The organism is Acidovorax sp. (assembly GCF_046339755.1).
Classification (GTDB): domain Bacteria; phylum Pseudomonadota; class Gammaproteobacteria; order Burkholderiales; family Burkholderiaceae_C; genus Acidovorax.
In genome coordinates this window covers 13,382-29,636 of sequence record NZ_JBKDTZ010000281.1, presented here as the reverse complement: position 1 = coordinate 29,636, position 16,255 = coordinate 13,382, and the positions used below count along the sequence as shown (strand labels likewise).

Annotated in this window: 17 protein-coding genes and 1 pseudogene; 8 read left to right on the top strand and 10 right to left on the bottom strand. The window is 67.2% G+C overall.

What is annotated here, in order from left to right; genetic code table 11:
* Positions 1 to 394: spore maturation protein (locus ACK59X_RS24375; RefSeq protein ID WP_409960946.1), on the top strand; the 394-nt coding region annotated here is incomplete at its 5' end.
* On the opposite strand, the gene ACK59X_RS24370 is transcribed toward ACK59X_RS24375, so the two are convergent.
* A complete protein-coding gene (locus ACK59X_RS24370; RefSeq protein WP_409960945.1) occupies positions 391 to 1,359 on the bottom strand; it encodes an AraC family transcriptional regulator in 969 nt (322 codons plus the stop codon). The two genes, ACK59X_RS24375 and ACK59X_RS24370, sit on opposite strands and share 4 nt — an antisense overlap.
* 121 nt (positions 1,360 to 1,480) lie before the next feature.
* On the opposite strand from ACK59X_RS24370, the gene ACK59X_RS24365 reads away from it, so the two are divergent.
* Positions 1,481 to 2,377, top strand: coding sequence for an NAD(P)H-binding protein (locus ACK59X_RS24365; RefSeq protein WP_409960944.1), 897 nt, complete (start codon positions 1,481 to 1,483; stop codon positions 2,375 to 2,377).
* Positions 2,378 to 2,435: 58 nt separating this feature from the next.
* Here ACK59X_RS24365 and ACK59X_RS24360 read toward each other — a convergent pair whose 3' ends face one another.
* Genes ACK59X_RS24360 through ACK59X_RS24350 form a run of 3 tightly spaced genes read right to left on the bottom strand, consistent with a single transcriptional unit; the run spans position 2,436 to position 4,575 of the window.
* Entirely contained in the window at positions 2,436 to 3,371 is a 936-nt protein-coding gene (locus ACK59X_RS24360; RefSeq protein WP_409960943.1) for a ZIP family metal transporter, read from the bottom strand.
* A 39-nt stretch (positions 3,372 to 3,410) separates the two neighbouring features.
* Positions 3,411 to 4,034 carry a superoxide dismutase gene (locus tag ACK59X_RS24355; RefSeq protein WP_409960942.1) on the bottom strand — a complete coding sequence of 208 codons (624 nt, stop codon included), beginning with the start codon at positions 4,032 to 4,034 and terminating at the stop codon, positions 3,411 to 3,413.
* Positions 4,035 to 4,074: 40 nt separating this feature from the next.
* Positions 4,075 to 4,575, bottom strand: a complete 501-nt coding sequence (locus ACK59X_RS24350) for a hypothetical protein (RefSeq protein ID WP_409960941.1) — start codon at positions 4,573 to 4,575, stop codon at positions 4,075 to 4,077.
* Between the two features lie 774 nt (positions 4,576 to 5,349).
* On the opposite strand from ACK59X_RS24350, the gene ACK59X_RS24345 reads away from it, so the two are divergent.
* A complete protein-coding gene (locus tag ACK59X_RS24345; protein WP_409960940.1) occupies positions 5,350 to 5,925 on the top strand; it encodes an OmpH family outer membrane protein in 576 nt (191 codons plus the stop codon).
* 211 nt (positions 5,926 to 6,136) lie between these two features.
* On the opposite strand, the pseudogene ACK59X_RS24340 reads toward ACK59X_RS24345, so the two are convergent.
* The 4 genes and pseudogenes from ACK59X_RS24340 to ACK59X_RS24325 form a co-directional block, all read right to left on the bottom strand.
* Positions 6,137 to 6,355 (bottom strand): annotated as a pseudogene (locus tag ACK59X_RS24340) (Mor transcription activator family protein); the annotation flags it as partial.
* Positions 6,356 to 6,419: 64 nt separating this feature from the next.
* Positions 6,420 to 6,692: an HU family DNA-binding protein gene (locus ACK59X_RS24335; RefSeq protein WP_409960947.1), complete on the bottom strand. Its 273-nt coding sequence runs from the start codon at positions 6,690 to 6,692 to the stop codon at positions 6,420 to 6,422.
* 201 nt (positions 6,693 to 6,893) lie between these two features.
* Positions 6,894 to 7,118, bottom strand: coding sequence for a hypothetical protein (locus ACK59X_RS24330; protein WP_409960939.1), 225 nt, complete (start codon positions 7,116 to 7,118; stop codon positions 6,894 to 6,896).
* A complete protein-coding gene (locus ACK59X_RS24325; RefSeq protein WP_409960938.1) occupies positions 7,115 to 7,687 on the bottom strand; it encodes a DUF3164 family protein in 573 nt (190 codons plus the stop codon). Before ACK59X_RS24325 ends, ACK59X_RS24330 begins: the two co-directional genes overlap by 4 nt.
* 181 nt (positions 7,688 to 7,868) lie before the next feature.
* Here ACK59X_RS24325 and ACK59X_RS24320 point away from each other — a divergent pair, with 181 nt between their 5' ends.
* Together ACK59X_RS24320 and ACK59X_RS24315 are read left to right on the top strand one after the other, a co-directional pair.
* The gene (locus tag ACK59X_RS24320; protein ID WP_409960937.1) at positions 7,869 to 8,516 is read left to right on the top strand and encodes an HAD family hydrolase; all 648 of its coding nucleotides are present in this window, start codon (positions 7,869 to 7,871) and stop codon (positions 8,514 to 8,516) included.
* Between the two features lie 429 nt (positions 8,517 to 8,945).
* Positions 8,946 to 10,517 carry an EAL domain-containing protein gene (locus ACK59X_RS24315; RefSeq protein ID WP_409960936.1) on the top strand — a complete coding sequence of 524 codons (1,572 nt, stop codon included), beginning with the start codon at positions 8,946 to 8,948 and terminating at the stop codon, positions 10,515 to 10,517.
* Here the strand turns inward: ACK59X_RS24315 and ACK59X_RS24310 are convergent.
* Complete coding sequence (locus ACK59X_RS24310; protein ID WP_409960935.1) at positions 10,514 to 11,143, bottom strand: TetR/AcrR family transcriptional regulator; 630 nt, start codon at positions 11,141 to 11,143, stop codon at positions 10,514 to 10,516. The genes ACK59X_RS24315 and ACK59X_RS24310 overlap by 4 nt on opposite strands.
* Before the next feature lie 80 nt (positions 11,144 to 11,223).
* Here ACK59X_RS24310 and ACK59X_RS24305 point away from each other — a divergent pair, with 80 nt between their 5' ends.
* Together ACK59X_RS24305 and ACK59X_RS24300 are read left to right on the top strand one after the other, a co-directional pair.
* Positions 11,224 to 11,673, top strand: coding sequence for a VOC family protein (locus ACK59X_RS24305; RefSeq protein ID WP_409960934.1), 450 nt, complete (start codon positions 11,224 to 11,226; stop codon positions 11,671 to 11,673).
* A 2-nt stretch (positions 11,674 to 11,675) separates the two neighbouring features.
* Positions 11,676 to 13,058: an MATE family efflux transporter gene (locus ACK59X_RS24300; RefSeq protein WP_409960933.1), complete on the top strand. Its 1,383-nt coding sequence runs from the start codon at positions 11,676 to 11,678 to the stop codon at positions 13,056 to 13,058.
* On the opposite strand, the gene ACK59X_RS24295 is transcribed toward ACK59X_RS24300, so the two are convergent.
* Entirely contained in the window at positions 13,033 to 14,373 is a 1,341-nt protein-coding gene (locus ACK59X_RS24295; protein WP_409960932.1) for a protein kinase domain-containing protein, read from the bottom strand. The genes ACK59X_RS24300 and ACK59X_RS24295 overlap by 26 nt on opposite strands.
* Positions 14,374 to 14,728: 355 nt before the next feature.
* Here ACK59X_RS24295 and adh point away from each other — a divergent pair, with 355 nt between their 5' ends.
* Positions 14,729 to 16,249 carry an aldehyde dehydrogenase gene (adh, locus tag ACK59X_RS24290; RefSeq protein WP_409960931.1) on the top strand — a complete coding sequence of 507 codons (1,521 nt, stop codon included), beginning with the start codon at positions 14,729 to 14,731 and terminating at the stop codon, positions 16,247 to 16,249.
* Positions 16,250 to 16,255 lie beyond the last annotated feature (6 nt).

The following is a 16,255-nucleotide window of genomic DNA, read 5'->3' as shown; positions in this document are numbered from 1 at the left end:
GCCCTACCTGGTGGCCATGCTCTGCGCCGTGGGCGTGTTCCGCGCCTCGGGCGCGCTGGGCTACGTGCTCGACGCCATCCGCTGGTGCGTGGAGGCGGTCGGCGCCGACACGCGCTTCGTGGACGCACTGCCCACCGCCTTGGTCAAGCCCTTCTCTGGCAGCGCCGCCCGCGCCATGCTGATCGAGACCATGCAGACCCAGGGCGTGGACAGCTTCGCCGCGCGCGCGGCGGCCATCAGCCAGGGCAGCACCGAGACCACTTTCTATGTGCTGGCGGTGTATTTCGGTGCCGTGGGCATACAGCGTGCGCGGCACGCGGTGGCGTGTGCGCTCCTGGCGGAGCTGGCGGGGGTCATTGCAGCGATTGCGGTCTGCTACTGGTTCTTTGGCTAAACCAAGACAGCCGTCTCCACCCGTCGCTCGCTCCCCGGCGAACGCCCCGACCAGCGCTTGTACGCGCGGCTGAACGCCGCCTCCGACTGGTAGCCCAGGCTGTCGGCCAGTTCGGCCAGGCGCACCTGCCCCTCCTGCAGGCGCGACTGGGCCAGCGCCATGCGCCACAGGGTCAGGTACTGCATCACCGGCATGCCCACCGATGCCGCGAAGCGCGCGGCAAAGGCCGAGCGCGACATGGCCACGGCGCTGGCCAGCGAGGCCAGGGTCCAGGGCGTGCCGGGCTGCTCGTGCATGAGCACCAGGGCTGGGCCGAGCTGGGCGTCCTGCAGGGCCCCCAGCCAGCCGGTGCGCGCGCCCGGGTCGTTCTGCAGCCAGGTGCGGATGGCCTGCAGCACCAGCACATCGGCCAGGCGCGTGGCCACGGCCTCGCCGCCGGGCCGCAGGTGCTGTACCTCTGCCTGCAGCAGCGCCAGGATGGGCGCGAGCCAGTTCGAGGGCCCCAGCGACTGCCCGCCCAGCACGATCTGGCGCGGCAGCGCATGCACCAGGCGGCGGGCCAGCACGTCGTCAAAACGCACTGCGCCGCAGACCATGGAGACCGGCGCGCTGCCTTCGCCGTGGCGCATGATCTCGAAGCGCCCGCCAAGCTGCACGCGCGGCAGCTCGAAGAAATCGTCGGCCTGCGAGGTGGCGGTGGACAGCAGGTCGTGCCCCTCGCCGCGCGGCACCAGCGCGAAATCGCCCGCGCGCAGCAGCACGGGTTCGGCGCCCGGCACGCGCAGCCAGCATTCGCCGGCCGTGATAGCGTGGAACATCAGGCAGCCCGGGATCGGCGGCAGCGCAATGCCCATGGGCGGGTGCAGGTAGGAGTAGCAGTAGATCACCCCCGTCATGCGCAACAAGTGCAGGGCCCGGCCCAGCGGATCGGTGGCGGCAGAGGCGGCTTCAACCTGGATGTCCATGCCCGCATCCTAATCCGATCTGGACGAATAATCAAAAAACACCGTTGATTCATCATTGGCATACCTGGGGTTGGCCGAGACACTGGAGGCCTGTTTGTTCCACAACCCCTTGGAGTTCCACATGTCAGACATCGCAGTGATGGGTGCCACCGGCCACACGGGCAGCGTGATCGCCCGCAACCTCCTCGCACTGGGCCACCGCGTGCGCGCCATGGGCCGCTCGGCCGAGCGGCTCGACGCCTTGCGGCAACAGGGTGCGCAGGTGCACGTGGGTGATGCCGCCGACCCGGCCTACCTCACCCGCGCTTTCGAAGGCACCTACGCCGTCTACGCCATGATGCCTTTCGATCCCACGGCCTCCGGTTTCATGGCGCTGCAACGCACGCAGGGCCAGGCCATCGTGGCGGCACTGCAGGCCGCGCGTGTGCCGCATGTGGTGGCGCTCAGCAGCCTGGGCGCCGAGCAGCCTGCCGGCACGGGTGTGCTGGTCAGCCTGCACGAGCAGGAACAGCGCCTGGCCACCCTGCAGCACAGCCATGTGCTCAGGCTGCGCCCGGCCATGTTCTATGAAGGCCTGTTCAACCTGCTGTCCGGTGTGAAGTACGGCGGCAGCCTGGCCGATGCCTTTGCACCCGATCTGCCCATCCCCATGATCGCCACGCGCGACATCGCCGATGCGGCCACCACCGCGCTGAACCAGCGTGGCTGGACCGGCCACAGCGTGCGCGAGCTGCTGGGCCCCGGCGACCTGAGCCACGACCAGCTCGCCGCTTTTGTGGGCGAAGTCATCGGCCAGCCGGGCTTGGCCTACCAGCAACTGCCTTATGAGGCTGCTGCCGAGGGCATGGCCCAGGCCGGCATTGCGCCCGACCTGGCCCATCTGCTGGCCGAGATGGCCCGCGCCCTCAACGAGGGGCGTGTGCGTTCGGTGGAGGGCCGCAACGCGGGCAACACCACCGCAACCTCGCTCCAGTCGCTGGCCCCGGCGCTCAAGCAAGCCTACGACGCCCTGCCCTGAAAAGCACAAAGGCCACGGCAATTTGCGCGCCGTGGCCTGTGGGACCGCCTGCCCGGGATCAGCCGAGGGCGGTGTCGAGCACCATCATGATCACAAAGCCCAGCATCAGCCCGCCGGTCGCCCAGGCCTCGTGGCCCTTGCGGTGCGACTCGGGGATGATCTCGTGGCTGATCACGAACAGCATGGCGCCAGCGGCAAAGCCCAGTCCCCAGGGCAGCAGGCTCACCGAGTAGCTGACCACGGCAGCGCCCAGCACGGCGCCCAGCGGTTCCACCAGGCCCGAGGCCATGCCCAGGCCCACGGCCAGCCAGCGCTTGTAGCCGGCCGCCAGCAGTGCCACGGCCACGACCAGGCCTTCGGGCACGTCCTGGATGGCGATGCCGGTGGCCAGGGCACCCGCACGCACGGCATCGCCGCTGGCATAGCCCACGCCGATGGCCAGGCCCTCGGGCAGGTTGTGCAGGGCGATCGCGAACACGAAGAGCCAGGTGCGGCGCAGCGTGCGCGAGATCTGCCCGCCCTCCACGCCCTTGATGAAGTGCTCGTGCGGCAGCAGGCGCTCCATGAGCAGCAGCACCAGCGCGCCGAGCAGGATGGCGGCGCCCATGGTGCCGCCCGCCTCCCAGGCGCCGGCCCCGGCCGCGCGCGAGGCATTGATGCCCGGGATGATGAGCGAGAACGAGCAGGCCGCCAGCATCACGCCCGCGCCAAAGCCGAACATGGTGTCCTGCGTGCGTTCGGAGATGCGCTGCGAGAGCATCACCGGCAAGGTGCCCAGGGCCGTGGCCAGGGCGGCCGCGCTCCCGCCCAGCAGCGCCGACAGCACCACCGGCTGGCCCGCGATCCATTGCCATACCTGCAGCGTGCCGACCACGCCCCCGGTGAGCACGATGGCCAGGCCCAGCCACTGGCGCCAATGCAAGGGCTGGCGGGCAGGAGGCGTCAGGCCGGCAGACAGCGCGGCGTTGTCAGGGGACGGCGGGGGAACGTTCATGGGTTCGGCTCCGGCAGGGGTCGGGCTAGGCGGATGGATTCAGCCGCGCGCGGCGGCGTAGCGGCGCGCCACCTCGGCCCAGTCCACTACGTTATAGAACGCCGCGATGTATTCGGGGCGGCGATTTTGGTACTGCAGGTAGTAGGCGTGTTCCCACACGTCCAGGCCCAGGATGGGGGTGTTGCCCGACAGCGGGCCGGCCATGAGCGGGCTGTCCTGGTTGCCCGAGCTTTCCACCACCAGCCTGCCGGCGCTGTTCACGCTGAGCCAGGCCCAGCCGCTGCCAAAGCGCGTGAGCGCGGCCTTGGTGAAGGCGTCCTTGAAGGCGTCGAAGCCGCCCAGGTCCGCCTGGATGGCATCGGCCAGCGCGCCCTGCGGCTCGCCGCCGCCGGTGGGCGACATCACGGTCCAGAACAGGCTGTGGTTGGCATGGCCGCCGCCGTTGTTGCGCACGGGGCCCTGCAGGTTCTCGGGCAGCCGGGCAATGCAGGCCACCAGCTCCTCCACCGGCAGGCCGGCGTGGGGCGTGCCATCCAGCGCGGCGTTCAGGTTGTTGATGTAGGTCTGGTGGTGCTTGGTGTGGTGGATCTCCATCGTGCGGGCATCGATGTGGGGCTCCAGCGCGTCATAGGCATAGGGCAAGGCAGGCAAGGTATAGGGCATGGGTTCCTTTCAGGGGTGGGGTAATCGGTAGACAGCCGGCTCAGTGCGCCGTGCCCCGCAGCACGCCCCGGGCGCCGGCCAGCACGGCCGTGGTGTCGGGGTGCGCGCCATGCGCCTGCACATGGCGAAGCAATGCGGCGTGGGTCTCGCGGCTTTGGCGCCAGGCTGCCTGCTGCAGCGCGGCGCCGCGGCTGCCATCGGCCATCAGGCCCAGCAGCGTGGCGTGCACGCTGCACAGCAGTTGCGCCGACTCGTCCAGCGCGCCGGCTTCGGCCTGCAGATCGGCCAGGTTCAGGTGCGAAACCACCAGGGCGGCAATGCAGTCGTCCTCCCGGCCGGCGGGCGGCGCCTGCACGATGCGCAAGGCCAGCACCAGCGCCTGCTGCTGGTAGGCCAGCGCCATCACGGGCTGGTCCATGCGCAGGGCGGCATTGGCGCGCTGCAGCGTGCGCTCCCAATGCGCCAGCGTGGCGGGCTCGGGCGCCAGGGCGTCCCGGGCGGCAGGGGTGGTCGAAAGGCTGGCTGCGTGGCGCAGGTCCATGGCAATGCTCCTGGTGGGAGCCTTTTGCGGTGGACGGGGCGTAGCGTACTCAGGCGAATAAAATGATATGCATTCTCATTCGCATTGTCCAGCGAGGGGTTTTGTGGCGGGCACATCAGGAAAAGCGCACAGCCCGGTGCGGCCCGTCTTTGCGAGCCACCTGTGGCACGGATCAGGCACCATTGCCTCCAATGGTTCCCCCTCTCCATCGCTACAAGGCCCTGCTGTTCGACATGAACGACACGTTCATGTTTGGCGGCGACCGCCTGGGGCCCGGCTGAAGGGAGTTGAGATAAACCAACCAACAACGTCGCGATAAATCGGGATTTGCCGGGACTGAACGGGATCAACCGGCACCGGTCCAGGAAATGACGTTACAGGGGCTGTAACGGCAAGCGCTTGGTGAACTCCTCCGGTTGAAGGCCTTGGCATATTGCTAGACTTCCGCTATCGGCCGAGGCTGTGTGAAAACGCGCGTTGCGCCCTTGACCTGCCAGTCGACTCAGAAGTCGACCGCTCAGATCGGCCTCCAACGCACGATCTCGATGCGAGCAAGGGTTGAATTACCCCAGCAAAAGTCGTCTATCGACGTTTTCACACAGCCTCGGCCAGAAGCGGACGGTCGGTGTACCGTCTTCACAGAGAATCGACACAGAGGCTTTTGAAACCTGCAGTGCTGCCAATGACGTCTGAGCGTTGCGTGTAGGAACGGCTGTTTATTGGGGCGTCGCATAACATCCAGTGCTTTCACATTCACGTCGGAACGCCATTCTGATGAACAGATTTATCTTGACCTTTTCGGTGGCTACCTCCGCGGTGGCCCGCCGTACAGCGGTTGTCTTTGCCACCGGCGCGGTGGCGGCGTGCATGATCTCTCTGGCTCCTTCATCCGCGCTGGCTCAGCAACTTAAGATCGGTTACGTGGACTTCGAGCGTGTGATGCTCCTGTCGCTCCCCGCCAGGGCTATGGAGGACAAGCTGGCTGCCGAAATCCTCCCTCGACAGAGGCAACTGGATGAGTTGGGAGCTCACCTCAAGGCCGTGGCCGACCAACTGGATAAGGAAGGACCCACGCTGTCCGAACACGATATCGGTCGCAGGCGGCGCGAACTGATCGATCAGGAACGCGACCTCATGCGAAAGCTCCGTGAGTTCAATGAAGAGGTAGCTCAGCGCCGCAACGAGCAGAAGTCCGAGCTATGGGAGCTGACACACCGTGCGATCCGCCAGATCTTCAAGCAGGAAAAGTACGACCTGATACTGCAGGATGCCGTTATGGCTGCGCCAACGGTGGACATCACTAACGAGGTGATGAAAGCGCTCGCGACTGCTGCCCCTGCGGCGCAGTGATAGGTGCTCACGACGAACGCCACTTATTTTCGGAGAGCTTCGCGATCTTGACGATTGACGACAGGCTCTATATCAGCGGACTGGTGCGACAGCTCGATGAAAGGCTGCTTGGGGCCCAAAGCCGCCCTTCGGTCTTGCCCACAGCTGTCTGCTACGGCCTACGGGCAACATGGACGGACCACCCGCTTGCCCGCAACGAAGCTGAGGCCGCTCAGGCGACCCGGGCCGGGTCAAAAAGGTCGTGCTGGGTGTCCGCCGCCAGCTTGGCGCGGATGCGGCTGATGAGCTTGCGGACACCGCTCACGGTCATGCCGTACTGGCGGGCCAAGTCGTCGTAGTTGTCACCGGCGAACTTGCCCCAGATCTCCAGCTCCAAACGCACCAGCTCCCGCCGCAGGTCCTTGGGGAAGCTGATGATCTGGCCGCCCCAGTGCTTGGCGAGGTCCCCCGGGCGGGGGCTTCAGAAAGCCGGCTGGTGCCGGCGTCGGTTGCGGTCAGTTCAAGGCGTCCTTGAAGGCTTTGCCAGCCGAAAACTTCGGCGACTTGCTCGCCTTGATCTTGATGGCCTCGCCCGTCTTCGGGTTCCGTACGGTGCGCGCCGAGCGCTTGGTCACGGTGAACGAGCCAAAGCCCACCAGCGTCACCGAGCCACCCTTTTTGAGGGTGCCCTTGATTGCATCGGTGGCAGCATCGAGAGCTGCGCCGGCTGCGGCCTTGGAGATCCCTGCCGCATCGGCCATCTGTGTGATCAGGTCAGTCTTGTTCATGCTCTGTGAAATCCATAGTGAAAGGTTGAGGAAGTAAACCGGTGTTGACGAACACAGGAAATCGGCCATCTCAGCACCTCCCCGTATTCGGGAGGAGACCGCATCGGCCGGCCTGCTGCGGGGCTCCGATGAGGCGGTACCGATGGCTGCGGGAGTTGTGGTGCGATGACACCGGGGCACCCACCGCATGCCCCCGCGAAATCAAGCGTCCTGCCAGCCTCCTTTTGCATCCCAACGAATAAGTGCGCGCTGCATACCGTCTGCCGTCGCGAGGCGAAGCTTTGTGTTGCCGGCAGGGTCGGCCAAGACGACCAGGTTTGCGGCCGCGACCTGGATCGCTTCAACGTCGACGCCATCCATGTCAAACGTCAGCGCAGTACGCCAGCCGCCTGAACGGTTCACCTGCAGATGGAGGTCGCGGCTCATACCGCAACCATGTCCAGCGGAATCGGCACGTAGCGGTCGGTCATGCCCACGCGCTCGTAAAACCGGATGTACTGCTTGCTCCCGATCACCTGGATGCTCTCGCTGATGGCGCGCATAGCCGCCTGCCAGCGTGCATCGGTGATGGCCCACCGGCGCAGGCCCAGGATCTTGCCGACGCTCAGATTGCCCTCCCGGTCGGTCTGGAACGTGTTCTGCAGCACGATCTTGACCTCTTCGCGGGTGCCATCCGACCAGTCGGCCGCGCACTGGTCCAGCAGCTCCTTCGCCGCCTGCAGGCGCTCGTCGAAGGTGATGGACTCGGCAGTCGCGATCTGCAGTTTGTAGCGGCCGTCGAAGCTGTGCAGCGTGAGGTTGCCCTTTTTGCCGCCCAGCTTCACCTTGTATTCCTCGGCGCTCAGGTCGACGAACGCGGCCACGTCGCCGAAGGTCTTGGCCTTGGCGCGCGTGAGCTGCTCGCTCACGGTCTTCGCCAGCTCGGCCAGCTCGATCACCAGACTGTTGCGGGCCTGGTCGATGGGACAAGCCCTCAACCTGGTGCGACGTGGCACCACGACAGTGATGGAAACCCAACTAAGACCATGGTGGAGCGAGAGTTGGACCCCGCAGCGGATCGGCTCTTCGTCGTGACGGAGTCTGAAGGGGGGTGATTGCTCTCGCACCCCTCTGGGTGAAATTTGCTTACGCCTGTTGAAACGGAGTGCCTCGAAATTTATCGCACAGGTTCAGCGAATGTTTTCGCGCCCCGCTTCACCCGGCGAAGACTTCGATGCCACCTACCGCGCTGTGGGCGGCGCTGCGCTGTCTGCAGAGGCCGTTGCGCATTGCGTTGGCGCAGCCGTGGCGGGCTTTCTTGCCGACTACACCAACCCTGCCCTTGTCGACGCCTTCCCGTCCCTGCGAGAGACGCTTGCCAAACACAGCACACCGTCCAGGCACGAGGCCCGGCTTCTGGAGCTTGTCATTGCAAGGCACGAGGTGGGTGTGGTCCCGGAATGGGCAGCGCAGGTGCTCCTCACGCTGGCCGGGTCCCACCGGATGGGGTTGGTAAGCAACCTCTGGGCGCCCTCCCACCACTGGCAGCCCGAGCTGCGCCGGTCGCGGGTCGCGTCCGTGCTGGAATGCCAAGTCTTCTCTTCGGACACGAGGTCCATCAAGCCCTCCCCCCGACTACTCCTGCAAGCGCTGGGTATGCTCGACTTGCCGCCCCAGGATGTGCTGTTCGTCGGCGACAGCCTTGAGCGGGATATTGCTCCAGCCAAGGCGCTGGGGATGGCAACCTGCTGGGTCACGGCCTGCGGCGGCGGCGCGGATGTGGCGGATTTTTGCATACCCTCGATCGCTGCGCTGACCGCGGTGCCCACCCCGGCGCGCGGGTAAGTCCCGGACGACAGGCCTTCACAGCCGGGTGAGGTCGGATGGTGCTGCGATCCGACGTTGCGAAACTGGCCGGCCTGACCTCCAACATGTGCTCGCAACGCTGGATGGGGTCCCTCGGCGCGCAAGGGCCCAGTGAAAGCCCGCAGGCCAGGTCGGTACCAAATCAGCGAACATGGGTTCTCACGAAAGACCATGCGGCAGCGAAGAACGTCACCTGCACCACCCCAAGTTCTTGAGGCTGATGGTGTGGAAGTCGAACCTGGCATGGAGCAGGCCCATCCATTAACAAGTAGTAACATTCGAGCCTAGGTGAGAGGCCGATTCGGGACACTGAGACTCATCCGATGGCAGGGTACGGCCGATTGCCCACCACCCCAAAACACGCCAGCATCGACCCTCATTGCAAGGCCCCTGCCCTCACCGCCGCCCATGAAACGTTTCTACGTCGTTGCCTCGGTCCCCCTGCTGCTGGCGGCGTTGATTCCCATCGCGGCGTCCCTCTACCTGGCCCAGCGCAAGGCCCAGGACGACCAGATCGCCTACCTGACCTCGCTGGCGGAAGAGGTGCTGCGCCGCGGCATCGCCTCGCGCCAGCAACTGGTGGCGGCGTTGAACGAGTTGGACAAGGACGCCAGCCCACCTTGCAGCCAGGCCAGCCTGGCGCGCATGCAGCAGATGGTGGGCACCTCGTTCTACCTGCAGGGCATGGGCTCGGTGGTGGACGGCCAAATGGTCTGCAGCACGCTCACCCTGGGCAGCGGGCCGGTGCCGCTCCCGGGCAAGCCGATGGTCACCTCGACCGGCATCTCCAGCTGGATCGGGGCGCGGCTGCCCTTCGCGCCGGAGCAGCCCTTCAACATTTACGCGCGCAACGGCCACGCAGTGATCATCCACCCTGGCATTGTGATCGACATGCCGGTGCTGCATGCCGACGTGTCGCTGGGCCTGGCGATCATCACGCCCAAGGCGCTGATCCGCTCCCGGGGGCCGCTGCAGGAGACCTGGCTGGACCTCTACCAGGCCTCCGCGCCCAGCCTGCTGGAAAGCGACACACACCACATCGTGTTTCGCAGTTCCCAGGAGAACAACATCGCCGCCCTGGCTGCGGCCCCCAAGGCGCTGGCCTACGAGGGCCTGGCCGCCCAGGCGCTGGTGCTGGCCCCGCTGGGGCTGTTTGCCAGCGCCACCCTCGCGCTGGGGGTGGCGGCGCTTACGCGCTGGACGCTGTCGCCCCGGTCGCGGCTGCGCGCGGGCCTCAGGCGGCGCGAATTCTTCGTGCTCTACCAGCCCATCGTGGACCTGCAGACAGGCCGGTGGACCGGCGCCGAGGCGTTGCTGCGCTGGCGCCTGGGGAGTGGCAAGGACAAGGGCACACTGGTGCCCCCGGACGAATTCATTGCCGAGGCGGAACGCACGGGCGTGGTGGCCCACATCACCCGCTACGTGATGGACCGCGTGCTCGAAGACCTGCCCGATCTGCTCAAGGCCAGCCCGGGCTTTCACGTCAGCCTGAACCTTTCGCCCCAGGACCTGGTGGCCGATGGCCCCGTGCAGTACCTGCAGCAGCGCTTCGAGGCCCTGGACCTGCCGCCGGGCGCGCTGATGCTGGAGGTGACCGAGCGCGGCCTGGTGGACGTCGAGGCCGCCAGGCCCGCCCTGCAGGTGGGCCGGCAGATCGGCGCATCCATCGCCATGGACGACTTCGGCACCGGCTATTCGAGCCTGTCCATGCTCGAATCCATCGACATCGACACGCTCAAGATCGACCGCATCTTCATCGCCAGCATCGGCGCGCAGGCCGCCATCAGCCCGGTCACCACGCACATCATCGAGATGGCGCAGAAGCTCGGGCTGGACCTGATCGCCGAGGGCGTGGAAACCCAGTTCCAGGCCGACTTCCTGCGCGAGCGCGGCGTGCGCCATGCGCAGGGCTGGCTGTTTGCCAAGGCCATGCCGCTGGCCGAACTGCTGGCGGGGCTCAAGGCGCAGGCCGGCCGCTAGGGCGGCAGCACGCTGGCGCACACCCGCCGCAGCGCGGCAATGGCCGCATCGCGTGCGCCAGGATGCACATCGGCCGGATGCCGTGCCAGCCAGCGCGCCAGTTCGTTGATGGCGCCGTTCACGCCCGAGGCGCAGGCGTCCACCTCCAGGGCCAGCAGGCCCGCGGGCGCCAGGATCTCGGCGACCACGGCATGCAGCTGCTGGTAGCCATGGCGCCCGTCGAGCTCGGCCCAGGCCTGGGCGCCCAGCACCGAAGGCCCGTCGATCAGCAGCACCTGGCGTGGGCCGGGCTGCGACACCGCATCGATCCAGGCCAGTGCACCCGCCATCAGTTGATCCGCAGGATCGGCTTGGCCATCGGTCGCCCCGTCGATGGCGGCGCTGAGCTCGGCATGCACGGCCTCGCAGACGGCCACGAACAGGTCTTTCTTGTCGCGGAAGTGGTGGTACAGCGCACCCCGCGTGAGGCCCGTGGCCACCAGCAGCGCCTCGGTGGAGGTGGCGGCATAGCCATCCTGCTCGAACAGCGCGCGTGCCGCTGCAATCAGGCGGGTCCGTGACTGGGCGCCCTGCTCCAGCCGCCGGTTGCCCGCAGGGACGCTGGAAATGGATTTTCTTGTTGACATACAGACTGTACGTATCTATATTTGATTGAACATACAGACAGTATGTACCCAAGCAACATCGGATGCAACAGGAGCCCTCCATGCCCACACCCTCACCCGCCGCCCTCTCGCAACTGACCAGTGCCTACCCCTTGGTCACCACCGCCAACGTCCAGGCCTCGCGCGACTTCTTCGTGCAGCACCTGGGTTTCGAGGTCGTCTTCGAAGCCTCGTGGTTCGTGCTGCTGTCGCGCACCAGCAGCGAGGGCGGTGCGGCGTCCATCGCCTTCATGGCGCCCGACCATCCCTCGCGCCCGCCAGGGCCCGAGGTCTTCAGCGGCCAGGGCCTGCTGCTGACCCTGCAAGTTCAGGATGCCCGCCGCGAGGAGGCCCGGCTGCGCGCGGCCGGCGTGGAGATCGTCTATGCCGTGCAGCACGAGCCCTGGGGCCAGGTGCGCTTCCAAGTGCGCGACCCGTCGGGCCTGGTGCTCGACATCGTGGAACAGGCCGAGCCCGCCGAGGGCTTCTGGGACCCGTACATGGCTGGCTGACCATGGCTGAAGCAAGCAGCACCACCCCGAGCCCCGTGCGCACCCTGCTGGCCATTTCCTGGCCGCTGATCGCCACCTACTCGCTGCAGGCCGTGGTCGGCGTGACGGATACTTGGTTCGCCAGCCGCATCTCGGCCGATGCCCTGGCCGGACTGGGCGCGCAGACCTTCCTGAATCTGGCGGTCTTCGTGGGCCTGGGCGGCGTGGCCTTTGCCGTGCAGGTGCCGGTGGCCCAGGCCGTGGGTGCCGGCCAGGCACAGGTGGCAAGGGCCTACCTGCCCGCGGGCCTGCTGGCCGCAGCGCTCACCCTGCCCTGCTTCCTGGGGCTGACATGGGCCGGGCCCTGGCTTTTTGCGCTGTGGCAGTTGCCCGCCGACACCACGGTCCAGGCCCTCCAGTACTGGCAGCCGCGCATGGCGGGCGGGGTATCGGTGGTGCTGCTGTTCGCGGTGTCGAGCTACCTGGCCGGCCTGGGCCGCACGCGGGCCAGCCTGGGAGCCAACCTCGCGGTGGCTGTGGCCAATGTGCCGCTCAACCAGTGGCTGATCTTCGACGTGGGCCTGGGCCTCGCAGGCTCGGCCCATGGGTCCACACTGGCCAATCTGGTCGGTGTGGCGGTAGGGCTGGGCATGGTTCCCCGCGCGGGCTGGAAATCGTCCTTTGGCTCCCTGCGGGCCCGCACCGTGGAGCTGTGGCGCATTGGCCTGCCCATCGGCGTGGCCGCTGCGGCCGATGTACTGGCGATGGCGCTGTTCCAGCTCATGATGTCGCACATCGGCCCCGCCGAGGGGGCGGCCACCCTGCTGCTGCTGTCGCTCACCGGCCTGGCATTCTGGCCCGCGCTGGGCCTGGCCACGGGCAGTGCCACGCTGGTGGGCCATGCCATGGGAGCGGGCCAGCGCCACCAGATAGCCGCCGTGGTGCACGCCAGCCTGTGGTTGATGGCGGGCTGGATGGCCCTGGTGGGCGCCGCCATGGTGCTCGCCGGCCCGCCCCTGCTGGCGGCGCTGCTGGGCAGCGATGCCGGGGCCGGCGGCCAGGCCGCACTGGCCCTGGCCACCTCGCTGCTCGGGCTGGTGGCCGCCTACCAGGTGCTCGATGCCATCAACCTGGGCAGCGCCTTTGCGCTGCGCGGCCTGGGCGATGTGCGCTGGGCCAGTACTGTCAACACCGTGTGCTCGCTGCTGCTGTTCGTGCCGCTGGCGGCATGGTTGTCACTCGATGCGCTGGGCGCCGGCGTGCCGGCCCTGGGCTGGGGCGCCTGGGGTGGCTGGCTGGCGGCGGCCCTGCTCAGCGCAGTGCTGGCTGCGGCCTTCCACGCAAGGCTGAGGTGGGTGCTGCGGGGTTTCCAGGAGACGGCTAGCCCTGCTCGTCGTCCGGCGTGAACACCTGGCCGGCCACCATGTCCCATTCGGCGATCTGCTCGTTGGCGGCGACCAGCCGGCCCACCAGCAGCTTGATGAAGGCCTTGTCGAAACGCGACTGCAGGTCTTCCGACGCCTCGCGCAGCGCGGGGTTGCGGACCTTGAGCACCAGCACCTCGGTCTCGGCCACGGCGGTGGCGGTGCGCAGCCGGTTGTCGGGGCGCAGGTAGGTCATCTCGCCCAGGGTCACGCCCGGGCCCAGGGTGCTCAGCGTCCAGCCCTGGCGGCTCACGGTCACCTGGCCTTCGATGAGGATGCAGAACGAGTCGCCGGGCTGGCCCTCGCGCATGAGCACCGTGCCCTGCTCCAGCCGGCGCCAGTTGCCCAGGCGCATCAGCTCCCACAGCGCCACGTCGTGGAAGTCGGCAAAGAAGGGCAGTTCGCGCAGGCGGCCGAAGCGCTCGGCCTCTGTGTCCTGCGAGCGCTGGCGCGGCAGCTCGCGGTGGGCGTCGAGCAGGGCCTGGGCGAAATCGCCCCAGGTGGCAAAGCGGTCGGCCGGCTTCTTGGACAGGGCGCGCAGCAGCACCGCATCCACATGCCCGGGCAGTGACACGCGCAGCAGGCTGGGCGGTGTGGGCTCTTCGTGGCTGATCTTGTACAGCGTGGCGAAATCGGTCTCGCCATCGAAGGGACGGCGGCCGGTGAGCAGCTCGTACACCACGATGGCCAGCGAGAACATGTCGCTGTGGTGCGTGAGGTCCTCCTCGCGCACCTGCTCGGGTGACATGTAGGAGGGCGATCCCACCATGCCCGAGAGCTGCGTGGCATCGCTGCGCAGCGACAGCGCAGCGCCGAAGTCGGTGAGCTTGACGTCGCCATTGGCGGCCAGCATCAGGGTGGCAGGCGTGATGTCGCGGTGCACCAGGCCTTCGCGGTAGGCGTATTCGAGCGCATTGCAGCACTTGAAGGCGATGTCCAGCACCTGGGGCACGGGCAGCAGCGCATCGGCCCGGGCATGGGCCGCCAGGGGCTGGCCGTCCACGTATTCGAGCACCAGGTAGGGCTGGGCGGCGTCCTCGTCGGCGTCGAGCAGGCGCACGATGTGGGGGTGCTTGAGCCGGCCGGACATGGCCGCCTCGTTGCGCAGCAGGCGTCGGTAGCGCTCGGCCTGGTCGGGCTGGGCCAGCAGATGGGCGTGCATCTGCTTGATGGCCACGCGCTTGCCGCGGAACCCGTCGAGCCCCAGGTACACGATGCCGCTGGCGCCGCGCCCGAGCTCGCGCTCGATGCGGTACTTGCCGATGGTCGGGGGGATGAGGGTGGGCGTGGCGGTCATGGGCATCCGGGTGGCGATGTCCCCATTGTGGCAAAAGCCGCGGCCTGCAACCACGCCCCGCGCGCCGTAACCGGGCTTTTTGCACGCTGGCGGCTGCGATGTGTGCAGTGCTGTGCCAACTGCGCTGTTCCGTTTTGAAACAACGGGTGTGCCATGGCACAGGTGCACGGCCAGCGAACTGCTGCCGGTTCATACCAGCCGATGGACGCTCAGGCCGCATAGGCATTGGGTTTGCATGCCTTTGCCGGCCTGGCGCCCTGCCCTGCGCGCCGCTGGCACGGGCATTGCGCCCATCACCGGGTGCAGGCCCACCAACGTTGCCTGGCACAACCCAACCACCGCAGGAGACAAACGCATGAACATGGCAGAAATCGCGAGCCTCGGCATCGCCAACCCTTACAAGAAGCAGTACGGCAACTACATCGGCGGCCAGTGGGTGGCCCCCATCGACGGACAGTATTTCGAGAACAGCTCGCCCATCAACGGCCAGGTGTTCACCGCCATCCCGCGCTCCAACGACAAGGACATCAACGCCGCGCTGGACGCCGCGCACCAGGCCAAGACCGCCTGGGGCAGGACCTCGACCACGGACCGGGCCAACATCCTGCTGAAAATCGCCGACCGCATGGAGGCCAACCTCTTGACCATCGCCGTGGCCGAGACCATCGACAACGGCAAGCCGCTGCGCGAGACCATGGCGGCCGACATCCCGCTGTCCATCGACCACTTCCGCTACTTCGCGGGCTGCATCCGTGCGCAGGAAGGCGGCATCAGCGAGATCGACCACGACACCATGGCCTACCACTTCCACGAGCCGCTGGGCGTGGTCGGGCAGATCATTCCCTGGAACGTCCCGATCCTGAGGGCGGTGTGGAAGCTGGCCCCGGCCCTGGCCGCCGGCAACTGCGTGGTCTTGAAACCCGCCGAGCAGACGCCCGCCTCCATCCTGGTGCTGCTGGAGATCGTTGGCGACCTGCTGCCGCCCGGCGTGCTCAATGTCGTCAATGGCTTCGGCCTGGAGGCCGGCAAGCCGCTGGCCAGCAGCCCGCGCATCGCCAAGATCGCCTTCACGGGCGAGACGACAACCGGCCGGCTGATCATGCAGTACGCCAGCCAGAACATCATCCCGGTGACGCTGGAGCTGGGCGGCAAGAGCCCCAACGTGTTCTTCGAGGACGTGATGGACGCCGACGATGGCTTCTTCGACAAGGCGCTCGAAGGCTTTGCGATGTTTGCGCTGAACCAGGGCGAAGTCTGCACCTGCCCGAGCCGCGCGCTGGTCCAGGAATCGATCTACGAGCGCTTCATGGAGCGCGCATTGAAGCGCGTGGCCGCCATCAAGCAGGGCCACCCGCTGGACAAGGCCACCATGATCGGCGCGCAGGCCTCGCAGGAGCAGCTCGAGAAGATCCTCTCGTACCTGGACCTGGGCAAGCAGGAAGGCGCCCAGTGCCTGATCGGCGGCGAGCGCAACCACCTCGCAGGCGATCTGGCCGGCGGCTACTACATCAAGCCCACCGTCTTCAAGGGCCACAACAAGATGCGCATCTTCCAGGAAGAGATCTTCGGCCCCGTGCTGTCGGTCACGACCTTCAAGACCGAGGAAGAAGCCCTGGAGATCGCCAACGACACGCTGTACGGCCTGGGCGCTGGCGTCTGGAGCCGCGACGGCAACCGCGCCTTCCGCATGGGCCGGGGCATCCAGGCCGGGCGTGTATGGACCAACTGCTACCACCAGTACCCGGCCCACGCGGCCTTCGGTGGCTACAAGCAGTCGGGCATCGGCCGCGAGAACCACAAGATGATGCTGGACCATTACCAGCAGACCAAGAACCTGCTGGTGAGCTACACGCAGGCGCCCCTGGGCTTCTTCTGATCGCGG

Excerpts from the sequence above, each read along its gene's own strand:
- ACK59X_RS24320 (WP_409960937.1), top strand. The coding sequence starts at position 7,869 with ATGTTTTCGCGCCCCGCTTCACCCGGCGAAGACTTCGATGCCACCTAC.
- ACK59X_RS24355 (WP_409960942.1), bottom strand. The coding sequence starts at position 4,034 with ATGCCCTATACCTTGCCTGCCTTGCCCTATGCCTATGACGCGCTGGAG.
- ACK59X_RS24365 (WP_409960944.1), top strand. The coding sequence starts at position 1,481 with ATGTCAGACATCGCAGTGATGGGTGCCACCGGCCACACGGGCAGCGTG.
- ACK59X_RS24315 (WP_409960936.1), top strand. The coding sequence starts at position 8,946 with ATGAAACGTTTCTACGTCGTTGCCTCGGTCCCCCTGCTGCTGGCGGCG.
- ACK59X_RS24305 (WP_409960934.1), top strand. The coding sequence starts at position 11,224 with ATGCCCACACCCTCACCCGCCGCCCTCTCGCAACTGACCAGTGCCTAC.
- ACK59X_RS24335 (WP_409960947.1), bottom strand. The coding sequence starts at position 6,692 with ATGAACAAGACTGACCTGATCACACAGATGGCCGATGCGGCAGGGATC.
- ACK59X_RS24350 (WP_409960941.1), bottom strand. The coding sequence starts at position 4,575 with ATGGACCTGCGCCACGCAGCCAGCCTTTCGACCACCCCTGCCGCCCGG.
- ACK59X_RS24345 (WP_409960940.1), top strand. The coding sequence starts at position 5,350 with ATGAACAGATTTATCTTGACCTTTTCGGTGGCTACCTCCGCGGTGGCC.
- adh (WP_409960931.1), top strand. The coding sequence starts at position 14,729 with ATGAACATGGCAGAAATCGCGAGCCTCGGCATCGCCAACCCTTACAAG.
- ACK59X_RS24330 (WP_409960939.1), bottom strand. The coding sequence starts at position 7,118 with ATGAGCCGCGACCTCCATCTGCAGGTGAACCGTTCAGGCGGCTGGCGT.
- ACK59X_RS24370 (WP_409960945.1), bottom strand. The coding sequence starts at position 1,359 with ATGGACATCCAGGTTGAAGCCGCCTCTGCCGCCACCGATCCGCTGGGC.
- ACK59X_RS24300 (WP_409960933.1), top strand. The coding sequence starts at position 11,676 with ATGGCTGAAGCAAGCAGCACCACCCCGAGCCCCGTGCGCACCCTGCTG.
- ACK59X_RS24310 (WP_409960935.1), bottom strand. The coding sequence starts at position 11,143 with ATGTCAACAAGAAAATCCATTTCCAGCGTCCCTGCGGGCAACCGGCGG.
- ACK59X_RS24295 (WP_409960932.1), bottom strand. The coding sequence starts at position 14,373 with ATGACCGCCACGCCCACCCTCATCCCCCCGACCATCGGCAAGTACCGC.
- ACK59X_RS24360 (WP_409960943.1), bottom strand. The coding sequence starts at position 3,371 with ATGAACGTTCCCCCGCCGTCCCCTGACAACGCCGCGCTGTCTGCCGGC.